This is a genomic window from Bartonella sp. CL162QHHD (genome assembly GCF_042195435.1).
Classification (GTDB): domain Bacteria; phylum Pseudomonadota; class Alphaproteobacteria; order Rhizobiales; family Rhizobiaceae; genus Bartonella.
The window spans coordinates 85,568-100,903 of record NZ_JBHIOG010000050.1 but is presented as its reverse complement, the minus strand read 5'-3'; the positions used below and the strand labels follow the sequence as shown (position 1 = coordinate 100,903).

Annotated in this window: 11 protein-coding genes and 1 tRNA gene; 7 read left to right on the top strand and 5 right to left on the bottom strand. The window is 36.5% G+C overall.

The features are described 5' to 3' along the window. Nucleotides 1–146: 146 nt before the first annotated feature. Nucleotides 147–221: transfer RNA gene (locus ACFILD_RS04895), tRNA-Glu, on the bottom strand. Between the two features lie 1,346 nt (nt 222–1,567). Between ACFILD_RS04895 and ACFILD_RS04890 the strand changes: the two genes are divergently transcribed. Continuing rightward, the gene (locus tag ACFILD_RS04890) at nt 1,568–2,884 is read left to right on the top strand and encodes a homoserine dehydrogenase (protein WP_375664838.1); all 1,317 of its coding nucleotides are present in this window, start codon (nt 1,568–1,570) and stop codon (nt 2,882–2,884) included. Nucleotides 2,885–3,025: 141 nt separating this feature from the next. After that, entirely contained in the window at nt 3,026–4,012 is a 987-nt protein-coding gene (gene glpX, locus ACFILD_RS04885) for a class II fructose-bisphosphatase (protein WP_375664836.1), read from the top strand. A gap of 105 nt (nt 4,013–4,117) precedes the next feature. Here glpX and ACFILD_RS04880 read toward each other — a convergent pair whose 3' ends face one another. After that, complete coding sequence (locus ACFILD_RS04880; protein ID WP_375637461.1) at nt 4,118–5,224, bottom strand: branched-chain amino acid aminotransferase; 1,107 nt, start codon at nt 5,222–5,224, stop codon at nt 4,118–4,120. Between the two features lie 310 nt (nt 5,225–5,534). Here ACFILD_RS04880 and ACFILD_RS04875 point away from each other — a divergent pair, with 310 nt between their 5' ends. Next, entirely contained in the window at nt 5,535–5,810 is a 276-nt protein-coding gene (locus tag ACFILD_RS04875) for a hypothetical protein (RefSeq protein ID WP_375664835.1), read from the top strand. A 176-nt stretch (nt 5,811–5,986) separates the two neighbouring features. Here ACFILD_RS04875 and ACFILD_RS04870 read toward each other — a convergent pair whose 3' ends face one another. From ACFILD_RS04870 to ACFILD_RS04860, 3 genes are all read right to left on the bottom strand, one after another. Beyond that, the gene (locus ACFILD_RS04870; protein WP_375664833.1) at nt 5,987–8,503 is read right to left on the bottom strand and encodes an SPOR domain-containing protein; all 2,517 of its coding nucleotides are present in this window, start codon (nt 8,501–8,503) and stop codon (nt 5,987–5,989) included. 151 nt (nt 8,504–8,654) lie between these two features. After that, nucleotides 8,655–10,412 carry an arginine--tRNA ligase gene (gene argS / locus ACFILD_RS04865; RefSeq protein ID WP_375637463.1) on the bottom strand — a complete coding sequence of 586 codons (1,758 nt, stop codon included), beginning with the start codon at nt 10,410–10,412 and terminating at the stop codon, nt 8,655–8,657. A 30-nt stretch (nt 10,413–10,442) separates the two neighbouring features. Continuing rightward, a complete protein-coding gene (locus ACFILD_RS04860; RefSeq protein WP_273791198.1) occupies nt 10,443–11,645 on the bottom strand; it encodes a deoxyguanosinetriphosphate triphosphohydrolase in 1,203 nt (400 codons plus the stop codon). A gap of 108 nt (nt 11,646–11,753) precedes the next feature. On the opposite strand from ACFILD_RS04860, the gene ACFILD_RS04855 reads away from it, so the two are divergent. The 4 genes from ACFILD_RS04855 to glmU are packed head-to-tail and all read left to right on the top strand — an operon-like array spanning nt 11,754 to nt 15,302. Then, nucleotides 11,754–12,077: an iron-sulfur cluster assembly accessory protein gene (locus ACFILD_RS04855; RefSeq protein ID WP_273791197.1), complete on the top strand. Its 324-nt coding sequence runs from the start codon at nt 11,754–11,756 to the stop codon at nt 12,075–12,077. Nucleotides 12,078–12,116: 39 nt separating this feature from the next. Next, nucleotides 12,117–13,106: a carboxypeptidase regulatory-like domain-containing protein gene (locus ACFILD_RS04850; protein ID WP_375631277.1), complete on the top strand. Its 990-nt coding sequence runs from the start codon at nt 12,117–12,119 to the stop codon at nt 13,104–13,106. A 43-nt stretch (nt 13,107–13,149) separates the two neighbouring features. Then, nucleotides 13,150–13,938, top strand: a complete 789-nt coding sequence (locus tag ACFILD_RS04845) for a cytochrome c biogenesis CcdA family protein (protein ID WP_375660616.1) — start codon at nt 13,150–13,152, stop codon at nt 13,936–13,938. Nucleotides 13,939–13,952: 14 nt separating this feature from the next. After that, nucleotides 13,953–15,302 (top strand): bifunctional UDP-N-acetylglucosamine diphosphorylase/glucosamine-1-phosphate N-acetyltransferase GlmU, encoded by a 1,350-nt coding sequence (gene glmU / locus ACFILD_RS04840; protein ID WP_375664832.1) that lies wholly within the window; start codon nt 13,953–13,955, stop codon nt 15,300–15,302. Nucleotides 15,303–15,336: the final 34 nt, after the last annotated feature.

The window sequence follows — 15,336 nt, the reverse complement described above, 5'->3', positions numbered from 1 at the left end:
GAGATGATTAGCGAAGCGCAAAGAAAAGAAAATGCTACTGTTGTAGACAAATGTTAGAAAATCCTATTCCCTAACTTTTATCCACATATCCCGTACTTTAAAAAAGATATATAAAATCAATAGACTGTGTACAGTAAAAAGAAACATGGTACGCCCAAGGGGAATCGAACCCCTGTTTCCGCCGTGAAAGGGCGATGTCCTAACCGCTAGACGATGGGCGCAAACCAATGATGAGGCTTATAGAGAGGATCTTTTTACTTCGCAAGCCCTCTGTGTCATTTTTTTTGAAAAAAGTGTGTTTTATTGAATAATTTTTGAGAAACTCTTGTTTGAATCATCTTATTTTCTAAGATTTTTTGTAGAAAAAATGTAAAGTTATCATCATTGATAGAAAGTTTTGATGTGGGTATCATCTCAGCAAATGATATTTGCATTTATTTTCAGTTTGAAAAGTAGGCAAAAATGATCAAAACAGCATTTTAAATGTATTTATTTTTTACATATTTTATCGTTTGTTATCTTTGTTGTCACATGAGAATATTATTTAACTTGCTTGAAAGAGCCTTTATACGGAAGATTTCTCATTTGAGCTTATCATAAAGCAAAAACTGTATAATTTATAAAGTAGAAATACAATATTTATTACCAAATAAACAAATAATACCAATCATACAAAAGTTTTTTTATGAATAATCCATAGATTACTTACAATTTAACAAAATATAAATAGATATCTGTATAATAAAAATGAAAATATTAAATCAATTTTTATAGAATATATTAAAAATATTTTTTATATTTACTTTTACATGTCTGTAAGAAATTTAAGATTAAAAACCCTTCATTTGCTCTTTTATATATTGAGAAGGTTCTTGATTTGAAAATGAATTAGCGTGGATAAAGGGTAGATTGAGTTTTTTTTCATTTCAATTCGCTAGTTTTTTAAAGAGGTGGCAATAAGTTGAGATAAAATATTCAAATTTTGAAACTTTATTCTCTATATTTATAATATTTCAGAATTATGGTGTGCGCATATTAAGTTTTGTTTTTTACTTTAATGTAAGGTTCTATTTTGATATATGAGTGCGTTAAGATTTTGCATTAAAGATTTATATTTAAAGCTATGGAATGGTAGGAAGAAATGTGTTATTATGTACTGATCTACTTTATTTTATCCATTCTCTTAATTTATCATATAAAAGAATGTTTTTTGTTCCATACTTGTTGATTTAGAAGAGATGTTTTATTCTTTCTTACTAAGTCTTCAATATTCTTTAACTTGTTATTGATTATTTTTTAGAACTTTTCTTTATGGAAACTTGCATTTATCAGTTTTACAGATTTTCATTCTGAATTAAATATTTTATAAAGATTCTGAAATCTTTGAAGACAATAAATATTATATTTTTAGGAATGTTGATTGAACAAGCGGGGATAATTCTATTGGAAAAAATGAAGTGAATAGAGCGGGGTATTTCTTTTGTTCTTATGGATGTAAATATTCTTTGTGTTGATTGGCACATCATTTAAACGATTTTTCAATGAAGATAGGGATCAGTGGTTAATAATGGCAGAAGCTTTAAAAGTTGGTGTTGCGGGACTTGGTACGGTTGGTACTTCAGTTGTTCGAGCTCTATGTGAAAAAGCGAATAGTTTAGCTTGTCAATGTGGGCGATTCATCAAAGTTGTTGCTGTTAGTGCGCGCGATAAAGGCCGCAATCGTGGACTTGATCTCAGTGATATAAAATGGTTTGATTCACCTGTGGAGTTGGCTGCTTCTGATGAGATTGATGTTTTTGTAGAGTTAATTGGTGGTGAATTGGATGTGGTGTATACCGCTGTTAAGAGAGCGCTTGAGGCGGGACGTCATGTTGTAACAGCCAATAAAGCTCTTCTTGCTCGACATGGAGTAGAGCTGGCTATAATTGCAGAAAAAAAAGGTGTTTTTCTTCATTTTGAAGCAGCTGTTGCAGGGGGGATTCCTGTCATCAAAGCGATGAGAGAATCACTTGTTAGTAATCGCATATCGCGAATTTATGGTATTCTCAATGGAACCTGTAATTATATATTAACACGCATGTTTACGGAAGGTCTTTCATTTAAAGATTGTTTAGCAGATGCACAGAGACTTGGGTATGCTGAAGCAGATCCAACTTTTGATATTGAGGGAAATGATACTGCTCATAAATTAGCTTTGTTGACAAGCTTGGCATTTGGAACAGCTATTTCGTTAGATGATGTTTATGTTGAAGGAATTCATAATATTTCGCAAATTGATATTCGAGCAGCTGATGAATTGGGGTATCGGATTAAGCTTTTAGGGGTTGCATTAAAAACGGATTCTGGAATAGAGCAACGCGTTCATCCAACAATGGTACCAGCATCCTCAATGATTGCACAGATAAATGGTGTAACCAATGCTCTTTCTATTCAAAGTGATTTATTAGGTGAATTACTGTTTTCTGGTCCTGGCGCTGGAGGAAAGGCAACAGCATCAGCCGTTATTGGTGATTTGGCTGATATAGCAAAAGCGCGTTCTGGTTTTCAGTATGCACCTGTTTTAAGACGCCCAGCATTAGAACTTGCTCCTCATAAAAAAGCACGTATTTCGCATCATGCAGGTGGTTATTTTATTCGTTTAAATGTTCATGATCGTACTGGTGTTTTTGCCGCGGTCGCAAGGCATATGGCTGATAATCACATCTCATTGGAGTCGATTGTTCAAAGATCTTTTGTAGAAGATCAAATTGAAAAAACAATTATTTTAATTACGCATGAAACAACAGAGGTGAATGTACGACAGGCACTTGCAGAAATTGAAAAAGATGGACATCTTGTTGCAAAATCTCAATTTATTCGTATTGAACCTATGGCAAAGAATTGAGAACTTTCTTGATAATAAAAAAAGCACGCTTGAGCTCTTTTATCTCTTGTGGAAAATTTTCATCTTTGCCAAAAAACTTTATTCTTAGTATTTAATAAGGACTCATATTTTTCTGGTATTCATTCGGTAGGATTTTTTCATATGCCCACAACTCAGAAGATTTTAAATGGACTTGATCGTATTTTGACGCTTGAATTGGTGCGTGTTACTGAACGTGCTGCTGTTGCTGCTGCACGCTGGCGCGGACGTGGCGATGAAAAGGCAGCGGATCAGGCTGCTGTAGATGCAATGCGGCAAGAACTTAATCGATTGCCTATTGATGGTACAGTGGTGATTGGTGAAGGTGAGCGGGATGAAGCGCCTATGCTTTATATTGGAGAAAAAGTGGGTCTTCAAAGTGGATTGGCGATCGATATTGCACTTGATCCACTAGAGGGTACAACACTTTGTGCTAAAAATATTGCTAATTCTTTGGCAGTAGTTGCAATTGCTGAAAAGGGTAATCTCCTTTACGCTCCTGATGTTTATATGAACAAAATTGCTATTGGTCCTGGTTATCCAAAGGGAATAGTCGATATAGATGCTTGTCCTACCGATAATATACATGCTCTTGCGAAGGCTAAAGGAGTGGCTGTTAATCAGATTGTTGTTTGTATTATGGATAGACCTCGTCATGAAAAATTGGTTGATGAAGTACGAGCGACAGGGGCGTCGATTCGCTTGATTGGGGATGGAGATGTGGCTGCTGTTATTGATACAACTGATCCAGAAGAAACAGGTATTGATATCTATATGGGGATTGGTGGAGCACCTGAAGGTGTTTTAGCTTCTGCTGCTTTGCGCTGCATTGGAGGACAGATGCAAGGTCGTTTGCTGCTTGATACAGAAGAGAAAATTGCTCGTGCAGCTAAAATGGGGATTAGTGATCCCAATAAGGTTTATACAATGGAAGAAATGGCAAAGGGTGATGTTTTGTTTTCAGCAACAGGGGTGACAGATGGTAATATGCTTTCTGGTGTTAAATTTACACCTCACTACATTCAAACGGAAACTCTCGTAATGCGCTCCCATACGGGTACAGTTCGTAATATTAAAGCACAGCATAGAGATCATTCAAAATTTGATTAATGTTTTCTTTTTTATCACTAAAAATAAAAGGAGTTTTTTTAGGAAATACGCTCCCATGGAGCTACTTTCATGGAAGCGTTTATAGATATGGGAATACCCTTAATATTATGAGAGCTGCACAGAATGCACCCAGCCATTTTTATCTTCTATGTTCCCTTTTTGAATGCCAACCAATTGTGTACGAAGCTGCTTTGTGACTTCTCCAACTGTTTCATTTCCAATAATAAATTCTCCTCCTTTATATCTAAAACGACCAATTGATGTGACAACGGCAGCTGTACCACAAGCAAAGGATTCTTTAAGGTGTCCACTCTTTGCATCTTCTTGAAGCGCTGCAAAAGAATAAGGACGCTCTTCTATTTTTAATCCCATTTGTTTTGCCAACTCTAAGAGTGAATGACGTGTTATTCCTGGAAGGATAGTTCCATTAAGTGGGGGGGTTACAAGTGTATTATTGTCCATAATAAAGCAGACATTCATACCACCAAGTTCTTCAATCCATTTATGTTCAATCATATCAAGAAAGAGTACTTGGCTACAATTGTTTTCAGTTGCACTTTTTTGTGCAAGTAAGCTTGCTGCATAGTTTCCACCACATTTGGCAGCCCCTGTTCCTCTTGGACCGGCACGACTATAATCTGTTTCAATCCAGACGCTGACAGATTTTTCTTCTCCTTTGAAATAGGATTCAACTGGAGAGGCTATGATACAAAAAAGATATTCTTGAGAAGGGCGGACTCCCAAAAAGTTTTCATTGCCAAACATAAATGGACGGATATAGAGGCTAGCGTTGGGCTGATCAGAAACCCATTTTTGATCAATCTTTACTAATTGATGAACGGCATCCAGAAAAATATCTTTTGGCAATTCTGGCATAGCTAAACGCCTCGCTGATTCTATAAAGCGTTGTGCATTGGCATCAGGACGGAAGAGCAAGATGCGCCCATCTTTTGCACGATATGCTTTTAAACCCTCAAAAATTTCCTGTCCGTAATGTAAAACGGTACTTGCAGGGTTAATTTCTAAAGCTTTGTATTGAGAGATGATAGCATTGTGCCAGCCTTTGTCTTCAGTCCATTGAATAGTACACATGTGGTCTGTAAAAAATTGCCCAAAACCGGGACTTTTTAAAATTTCTTCATATTTTTCTTCTGACAGAGGAGATGGGTGTTTTTCTATTTTAAAGGGAAGCGATGATATGGGAGATTTCATAAAAAACCTTTTGAGTATGTTTCATTTTTATTAATAAAAATAATGAAATATTTTGGTTATAACTCTATTATTAACAAAACCTTTGTGTCAATGTTTTATTATAGAATAAAAATGGGTTTATTATAGAATTCAAAGGCTAAGGTAGGGTAGATATTTTAATTCTATCCTCGCCTCTTTTTCTCAACTTTATGAAGTAAGCTGGAACTTTTGTCTATAATTATCGTTTTCTCATAATAAGTATCTGAATAATTTCATATATGCATATTTTCTAGAAATTTAAAGGTAAGGGAATTGAGAAAAGGAATCCACTATGATTGATAAAAATTATCACACATATGAAGAACGTATGGCCGCAGAAAGAAAAGGTCGTGAACAACGTGTTTCAATCGCTAAGGGTATTTTTGCTATTCTTCTTGCGATGGTTATTATTTGGTTTATTTTTGGTTTTTTAGGATCTTTTTTTGCAAAATCTCCTGAACATAGTTCGAGTTATAATACTCCAGAAACAAGCCAAAGTGTAACAACGCCCAAAAAAGATTTAAATTCGCTTCCTCCTGTACCTTATACCTATAAGGGTACGGAGTGATTTTTTCATAAATATAATCTTTTAGATAGGGCGAAAATCGACGTAGATTAAGGAATAAAGTCAGCACAAAGACATAAAAAGATTGGAACGATTTTAATTTCTGAAGTTTTTGATAAGTAATTAAATGGTATGAAAATAAATCATGCAACGGTTTTAACAACCGTTGCATGTTTGGTTTAGCGTGTGATGAAGCAGCTTCCACCAGAACTTTTAATGGATTCACAAAGGATTATGGCTTCATTACGGTCTTGCGCTTGAATCCGAACACGGTAATAAGTACCTTTTCCTGGTATAAAAGCGGATTGAATATTTAAAGAACGGGCGCCAATAAGGAATCCAAATTTAGATTTCATATTTTTTAAAGAATTTCTAGCGAGCTCATGCGTTGGTTGAGATGCAAGTTGTACGTAATAACTTTCTGAATTTTGTGCTGCGACTCTGTTTGGTGATGTGGAGCGAGACGCGGCTGGTGTTTCAACTTGTGTATTTCTTTCTGCATGAGAAGGAATAGGGATAAATTTTTCTTCAATATTTGAGCTAGAATTATTTTCTGCAATTATTTTATCAATATTATTTTTGAGATCATGATCTCTTTCTTGGTCGTTTATATCAGAATCATGCGACGAAACAAGGGACGAATCTTGAAGTTCATTAGAAGCTTGATCAATGCTTTCTTCAGATTGAGCAGCAGTTTTGCTGTTTGTTTGATGCGCGGGGGCTAGTGTAACTGTACCATCTTGATTGACAATAACAGTTTGTACTTCTCGCATTGGAATAGTATGGTTTATAGCTTCTGTGACTGCATCTTCAACATCAGATTCATTTAAAGACGATGAGGAAACGTTTGAAGATTCTTCAGGGTTTAATTCTTTTAAATTTTCAGGTTGTTCAGAGTTATCAATAAGAAATTGTTGTGTATTTTCTTGTTTCTCATTTTGTTCAGTTGTTTGTTTATAGATATCTAAATTATGTGCAACATCATTTTTCGTTTCAGTTGTTTCTGGTTTGAATTTAAAAGGCGTATTATCAGCGTGGATAATGACCGTTTCTTCATTTTTTTGTGATGGCATAAAAAAGTGAGAATAACCTGCAAATCCAATTCCTATTAAAATAAGTATAAAAAAACCTTTAATGAAAGTTTTACCAAAAATAAAACTTTTTAAGGGAGGAGGAGCTGATGGATGCGTGGGAACCTCATCTGAGCTTGTGTATGATGAATTCTCGCTAAAAGAGGGAAAATTATATTCCATATTGGCAGAAGAAGAATAGTCGGAATTTTGTTCTTTAGAGTTTATATAAACACCTTCTTTTGAATTTTGCATAGACTGATGAAAAACTTCACTAAAAACTTCATTCTTCTGTTGTTTTTGAGAAAAATTATCTGTTGGAACATTTCCTACATTGAGTACATCAGCAAATTCTTCTTCTAAACCACCATTAGTTGGCACATCATATTCTGGCGCTTCATACGGGACTTCTGGAACCATAATAGGACCAGTTTTTTCTACGATTTCCTCTGAAAATTTATAAGTATCAACATTGGGGGGGGGAGTATCTCTGTGCGTATAGTTATGGGCAAAAAAGCCATCCGTTTGTTTTGTATTTAAAGAGGGTGATGAGGAAAGAAACTCATCTAAATTATTTTCATTATATGAAATTTCTCTATTTGGGTTAGAGGCACCTTCGGCATTATTGATGTATCGGGCTCGAGCCTCATCATATATCGGAACTTTTTCGCTATAAGTTTCTTGTTGTGAGGGGGGGGCTTCAAAAAAATGGGGATAATTGGTTGTATGATCTTCTTGTGAAGCCCCCTTTAAATAAGATTGTCTATCAACTGGTGGAGAATCTAAAGGTGAGGAGAAGGTACTTGTTGTTTGATTTCTTGCAGTGTTTTGTCTTTCTGACACAAGATTAGAAGATGAGAAAAACTCATTTTCCTCTGTAGAAGAGGAGGCATCAGGATAATCTTTTTTAATCCAATTTTCTTGATCAGCTGAAATTTTATAGGGATGGTTTATAGGAGTGTCATAGAGGTTTGGATTGTCATCATAAGTTTTTTGTATATTCGTAGTCTCAGGTTGTTGTGAATTTATTTGTGAAAAACGATTGGTTTGTTCAACATCTTCTGGCATCTCTCTCTTATTTTCACGCCTTTCAGATTTATCAAAAAAGAAATTTTCTGATTCTGATTGTGACATAAGATTACTTTTTTCAAGAAAAGGATCAGCACTGGTTGCTGTTGTTTTCTGTTGATGTGATTGATTCTTTGGGATTGGTAATGGAGAAAGCTCATCTAAAATTTGTTCTTCATCATGACTGCTAGGTGAAGAATATTTCTCTTCAGATAAATTATTTTGTTTTGAATGGTTGAAAGAAGCAGCTTGTGCAATATTTGAGGCTGTTGCGTTGCTGGTTGCATACAAGTCCCATTGTTTTTTTTGATCATCAAACGGTAAGTCATGTGCTAAATTATTTTCAAGTTCCTCTTCTAGAAAGGACAAATCAAAATCATCATCATGAGATGATATTTCGGGGTGAGATGTTGATCGATCTGTTTTTAAAGAAGATTGCTCATTTTGGTTTCCGCTTTGTTTGTGCGGATTAAAAATGCGCGTAAGCCTTTCTAAAGGATCATGGTGTTCATGATCGTGTTTTGTTTCGTGTAGATTTTTGCGATCGTTATCGCTCATAGCTTTTCTCACATGGTGGTTTGCACTTACGTGCAATCAATGGTTGATTTTGATTTGTTATATTAAAATTATAAATTTTCCCCCTCTCATGCAATGATACATGAAAAAGTTTATCAATAGAGTACCTATTGTATGTATTTATAGAACTTTTTCAACGCATTTCTATGGGTGCTTCGACTCCTATGATGGTAAGCCCTGATGATAAAATATTGATAACAGCTTGTATCAATCCTAATCTTGCAAAGGATAACTCTTTATCATCAGGTTGAATAAAGCGTAAATTGAGATTTTCACTCCCTTTATTCCAATGGGTGTGAAAATTGGAGGCAAGGTCATAAAGATAAAACGCTAATCGATGCGGTTCCTTATGAACTACGGCCTGTTCAATGATACGTGGATATTCAGAAAGTTTGCGTATTAACAATATTTCATGGTCATCTGTTAATCGATGAAGATGGGCAATCAATGTATCATTTGAAAAGCTTTTAATATGAAGCGCTTCTTGTGCTTGACGAAAGACTGAGTGACAACGTGCACTTGCATATTGTACGTAAAAGATGGGGTTATCTTTTGATTGTTCTGTTACTTTTGCAAAATCAAAATCAAGAGGTGCTTCACACTTACGGTATAGCATCATAAAACGCACAGGATCACGCCCAACCTCTTCGACAACATCCCGTAGAGTGACAAAAGATCCTGCTCTTTTTGACATGCGTACAGGATGACCGTTGCGAAAAAGTTTTACCAATTGACACAAGAAGACACTTAATTTAGCCTTATCCCCAGAAATTGCTTTTGCCATTGCCTCCAGCCGCTTTACATAGCCAGCATGGTCTGCGCCTAGAATATAAATCATTTCATCAAAATGACGATTAAATTTATCCCGAAAATAAGCAACATCAGCAGCAAAATAAGTGTAAGAACCGTCAGATTTGACTAAAACACGGTCTTGGTCATCACCGACATTTGTTGAACGGAACAAAGTTTGTTCGCTTGGTTCCCAGTCTTCTGTATTTTGTCCCTTGGGAGGGGGGAGTTTTCCTTTGTAGATATAACCATTTAAAGTGAGGTCGTTGATGGTGTTACGAATGGCGCGTGCATTATCAGCATAAAGCATTCGCTCAGAGAAAAAGATATCATGATAAATATTAAGAGCAGCCAAATCTTCGCGAATCATGGACATCATTGCATGAATTGCACGTTCTTTCACAAGAGATAAGGCTTCATCTTTATCCATCGTGAGGAGTTGGTCACCAAACTCTTGAGCAAGCGATTGACCCAATGGTATCAAGTATTCTCCAGGATAGAGTCCTTCTGGAATTTCATTAATTTTTTGCCCAAGAGCCTCACGATAGCGCAATAGTACAGAATGGGCGAGGACTTCGATTTGTTGACCAGCATCATTGATATAATATTCTTTTGTAATGTTATAGCCCGTAAATTGCAGCAAATTGGAGAGAACATCCCCAACAACCGCTCCGCGGCAGTGTCCTACATGCATTGGTCCTGTCGGATTTGCTGAGACATATTCAACATTGATGCGTTTTCCTTGTCCCATTGGAATACGACCATAAGAAGTGCCTAATTCAAGCATGGATTTTATAGCATCTTGCCAAAATAATTTTGTAAGCTTTATGTTTATAAAACCAGGACCGGCAACATCTATATTTTCGATAGAGGGATCATTTTTAAGAAGTTCTATGATTTTATCTGCAAGTGCACGTGGATTGATTCCAATAGATTTTGCAAGCACCATAGCAGCATTGGTTGATAAATGACCATGGGAGGAATCACGTGGAGGATCAACAGTGATTTTTGATAAATCTAGATCTTCTCCATTTTTTCCTTTTAGATCAGATAATTCAATTGATCTCTTAATTTTTTTTTCGAAGTTTTTAAAGATATTCATATTTAGCTTCCATGATGATGCCAAAAGCCATTAAACGAAATTATCTGTATGGTCAAATAAACGGTGATATTCACGTAGAGCGTAGTGATCTGTCATGCCTGAAAGAAAGTCAGCAATCAAACGTGCTAACTCTTGATTTTTTAAGTGCACTGTTTTGCTCTGCCAACTTTCAGGCATTGTATTTGGATTTTCATAATAACAATTGAATAATTTTTGTACAATGCATTTTGCTGCATTGCGACGACTAAGAACTTGTTCATGATAGTAAAGATTTTTAAATAAAAAGTTTTTTAGTTCTTTTTCATAAACGGTCATTGTTGGTGAAAAGGTGACAATAGTTTGTTTTGCTTGGTGAATATCGTTTATGCTTGTTGGTTTGATGCGTGCTAAATTTTTTTGTGACTGTTTGATAACATCTTCAACCATGGTTGTTATTTGTCTTCGTACAAGTGTGTAACCGCGACGCGTTTGGTCGAGATGGGGATGCTCATCTGTTATATCTTTTAATATTGCTGCTGTTAGTGAAACATGTTCAAATTGATCGAGTGTTAAAAATTGCGAACGTAGACCATCATCAATATCATGCGCATTGTATGCGATATCATCTGCAATAGCAGCACATTGCGCTTCTAGTCCTGCAAAACAATCGAGTGCAAGGTCTTGCTTTGCATTGTATTGTAAAATATCGATAGGAACCTCCTTATTCTTCGCGTGGGGACCTAAAAGGGGACCATTGTGCTTTACAAGTCCTTCGAGGGTTTCCCATGTAAGGTTAAGTCCATCAAAATTTGCATAGCGCTGTTCTAGTTTTGTTACAATGCGTAATGCTTGTGCATTATGATCAAAGCCGCCATAATGTACCATGGCTTCATTAAGAGCATCTTCTCCAGCATGGCCAAAGGGTGTGTGTCCAAAGTCGTGAACAAGAGCAATGGCTTCGGCAAGGTCTTCATCAAGACACAGGGCACGGGCTAATGTTCTTGCAATTTGAGAAACCTCTATGGAATGGGTTAGGCGAGTACGGTAATGATCGCTTTCATCAGCAATAAACACTTGCGTTTTATGTTTAAGACGTCGAAATGCATTAGAATGGATAATACGATCTCTATCTCGTTGAAAAGGTGAGCGTGTGGTGCTCATCGTTTCATGGTATAACCGACCACGGCTTGTTTGTGGATGAGCACTGTACACTGCTCGAGATTGGTAATTGAAGTTGATATTGCCTATATCCATTGCAAGCTGCCCATTATCATCTTAAAATCGAGAGTGGTTTATGACAAATAAACTGATCTTTGAGTGTGGGATACTCTTTCTTGATGGTTTAATGCAAGGATATATAAAATGAATGTGAAAATTTCAGATGTTGCTGCTAAAAAAATTGCACAGATACTTTTGCGTGAACCCGATAAAATAGCATTACGTATTTCTGTTGAAGGTGGTGGGTGTTCTGGTTTTTCTTATAAATATGACTTGGTTTCTGAAATGTGTGAAGATGACCTCGTTCTCAAAAAAGACGGGGCAGTTGTGTTTATTGATTTACTATCACTTCCTTTCATGGAAGGAGCTGAGATTGATTTTGTTGATGATCTTATGGGGCAGTCTTTTCAAATCCACAATCCCAATGCTGTTTCATCATGTGGTTGTGGTGTAAGTTTCTCAATTTAAAATGATGGCTGTGTGATATTGTTTCTTGAAAAAAAGATCATGTTGGTCAACAATGCAAAAATGGGTATTCTTATAAAAATAGTGCACCGATGTATATGGTTGTGCGTGGTGCTTGCTTTATTGACTTGGAGCCACTGTGCTTTTTCTGAAGCAGGAGAAGGGCAAGATCAGCAGCAGGGACAATCAAGGAGTTTTATTGTAAAGACTCAAGAGCAGGAAAACGAAAATTTAGCATCTCAAACACAACTCATTTTGAATGCTCGATTAACAAATAGTCATCCGGATATTGAAAAAGGGCTTGTCTGGCGGGTTTATGCCCCTATTCTAGGGATTGATAATAAATTACCATTAGTGGCAACCTATAAGGGGGGAAGTGCACGTTTTGATCTCGAACCAGGAAGTTATCTTGTTCATGTCTCATTTGGTCATATGAGTGCTGTGCGCCATATTCGTTTAGAAAATGGGCAGAGTCTTGTAAAAAACTTTAATCTTGAGGCTGGTGGTGTCATTTTAAATGCAACACTGCTCAATGGCGTAATGAATGAAAAGGAACTCCGTTTTACCATTTATGAGGATGAAAAAGAAAATGATGATACGGGAGTGATTATATCAAATGTTAAACCCCAATCAGTTGTGCGTTTAAAAGCTGGCCGCTACCATGTTGCTTCCCATTATGGTTCCATTAATGCGACGGCTCGTTCGGATATTCAAGTGGATGCTGGTAAAATAACAGAAGTTACTCTTGAACATCAGGCCGCTCAGATTGTCTTAAAACTGGTACGGCAAGAAGGAGGGGAAGCGCTTGCAGATACAAGTTGGTCTCTTGCCAATGATTCTGGTGATATCGTTTATGAAACAGTTGGTGCGTATGTTTCACTCGTGTTAGCGGAGGGAGAGTATATTGCAATTGCTAAAAATAAAGATAAAATCTATCAGAAAGTTTTTTCAGTCGTTTCTGGTCATGATGAAGATATAAGTGTGGTGGCGAATGAACAAAATATGCAACAAATTGATGAAGATGTGGATTGATTGTTGTTCATGGGGGTAAGCTATGATGAAAGACGGGGTATGAATTTTGATTGAAATTTCAACAGTTGGTGTGTTTTTTGCTGGGGCACTCTCTTTTTTGTCACCATGCGTTTTGCCATTAGTTCCTCCTTATTTGTGCTATATGGCAGGGGTTGGTATTGATGATTTTCGTTCAGAAAAGCCTGATGAGAAAGTCTTTATACGGTGGGCTTTACTGTCTTCTGTTATTGCTTTTGTTCTTGGGTTTACGACTGTTTTTGTTGCTTTAGGTGCCAGTGCTAGCACAATTGGGAAATTCATCGGTTATTATCGTGATTGGTTTGCTCTTGCTGCTGGAATTGTCATTATTATTTTTGGTTTAAATTTTTTGGGGATTTTCAAAATCGCTTTTTTATTTCGTGAAGCGCGTTTTCAGACCAAAAAAACACCTGCTGGTCCTTTAGGCGCGTATATTATCGGTTTAGCTTTTGCTTTTGGTTGGACACCGTGTATTGGCCCTATTTTAGGTCCTATTATAACGCTTGCTGGAACAAAAGAAACTGTGGGAGAGGGAGCTGTTCTCTTAGCGGTTTATGCATTAGGTCTTGCTATTCCTTTTATGTTAGCAGCTTTATTTTCGAGCAGTTTTATGCGATTTTTAGGAGCTTTTCGTATTCATTTAGGAAAAGTTGAAAAAATTATTGGTGTTTTTCTTATTCTTACAGGGATTTTGTTTTTAACAGGTTCTATGCAGGATCTTTCATTTTGGCTTTTAGAACATTATCCTTCGTTGGGTTATATTGAAGATATTCGTTGGCACAATATTATGAATTTTTTTGGATTTTCTCGTTAGTCTTATGTGTTTTTATGGTTAGAAGTTGTCTTTCTATTGTTCTTGCCGCAGGTGAGGGGACGCGCATGAAATCGTCTCTGCCTAAGGTACTTCATAAAATTGCTGGATTGCCTCTTGTATGCCATGTTCTAAAACAAATAGAATTGGCAGGCTCTTCACAATTAGCAGTTGTTGTGGGATTTGGTGCTAAGGAGGTTACGCACGTTGTTCAGTCATTTGTAAAAGATGTAATGATTTTTGAACAAAAAGAGCGTTTAGGAACAGCTCATGCTGTTTTGTCTGCTCGTTCAGCTTTGCAAAAGGAAGTGGATGATGTTCTCATTGTTTTTGGGGATACTCCTCTCATTCAGCAAGATTCATTGCACCAAATGCGTGCACAGCTTGCTGATGGAGCAGATGTTGTTTTTGCAGGTTTTCATACCAAAAATCCAACAGGTTATGGGCGTCTTCTCGAGAAAAATGGTCAATTGATTGCAATTGTAGAAGAAAAAGACGCTAGCGATGAAGAAAAAAAGATTTCTTTTTGTAACGGTGGAATACTCGCTATGCGTGGAAAACATGCACTTTCTCTTTTAGAGAAAGTTGGTAATAACAATGTGAAAAAAGAATATTACTTAACAGATATTGCTTCTCTTGCAACACGCAAAGGATTAGATGTGCGTGTTGTTGAAGTTCCTTTTGAAGATATTGTAGGAATTAACAATGGTCTTGAGCTTTCTGAGGCTGATTCTTTGTGGCAAAAACGTAAAGCGCGCGATTTAATGTTATCGGGTGTTACACTCTTAAAGCCAGAAACACTCTATTTTTCTTATGATACAGAAATTGAACCAGGAGTGGTGATAGAACCAAATGTTTATTTTGGGTTAAGCGTAAAAGTACAATCTGGTGCGGTTATTCATGCATTTAGTTATCTCGAAGGTGCTGTGGTTGGTAGAGATGCACAGATTGGTCCCTATGCACGTTTGCGTCCTGGAACAGAGTTGGCGAAGTCCGTAAAGATTGGAAATTTTTGTGAAGTCAAACAAGCTAAGGTAGGAGAATCTTCTAAAATCAATCATTTAAGTTATATTGGTGATGCTGAAATTGGTGCACATACCAATATTGGAGCCGGTACAATTACTTGCAATTATGATGGATTTAACAAATATAAAACCGTGATTGGTGATCATGCTTTTGTTGGGTCTAATACGGCACTTGTTTCCCCATTGATAATAGGGGATGGCTCTTATGTTGCTTCAGGAAGTGTTATTACTGAAAATATTCCTATGAACAGTATGGCTTTTGGGCGTGCACGACAGGTTATAAAAGAGGGCTATGCGACAAAATTTCGAGAGCGCTTGTTAGAAAACAAACAGAAAAAATGATTATTTTCAGCTTATTCTTTTGTTTCGTGTTAAT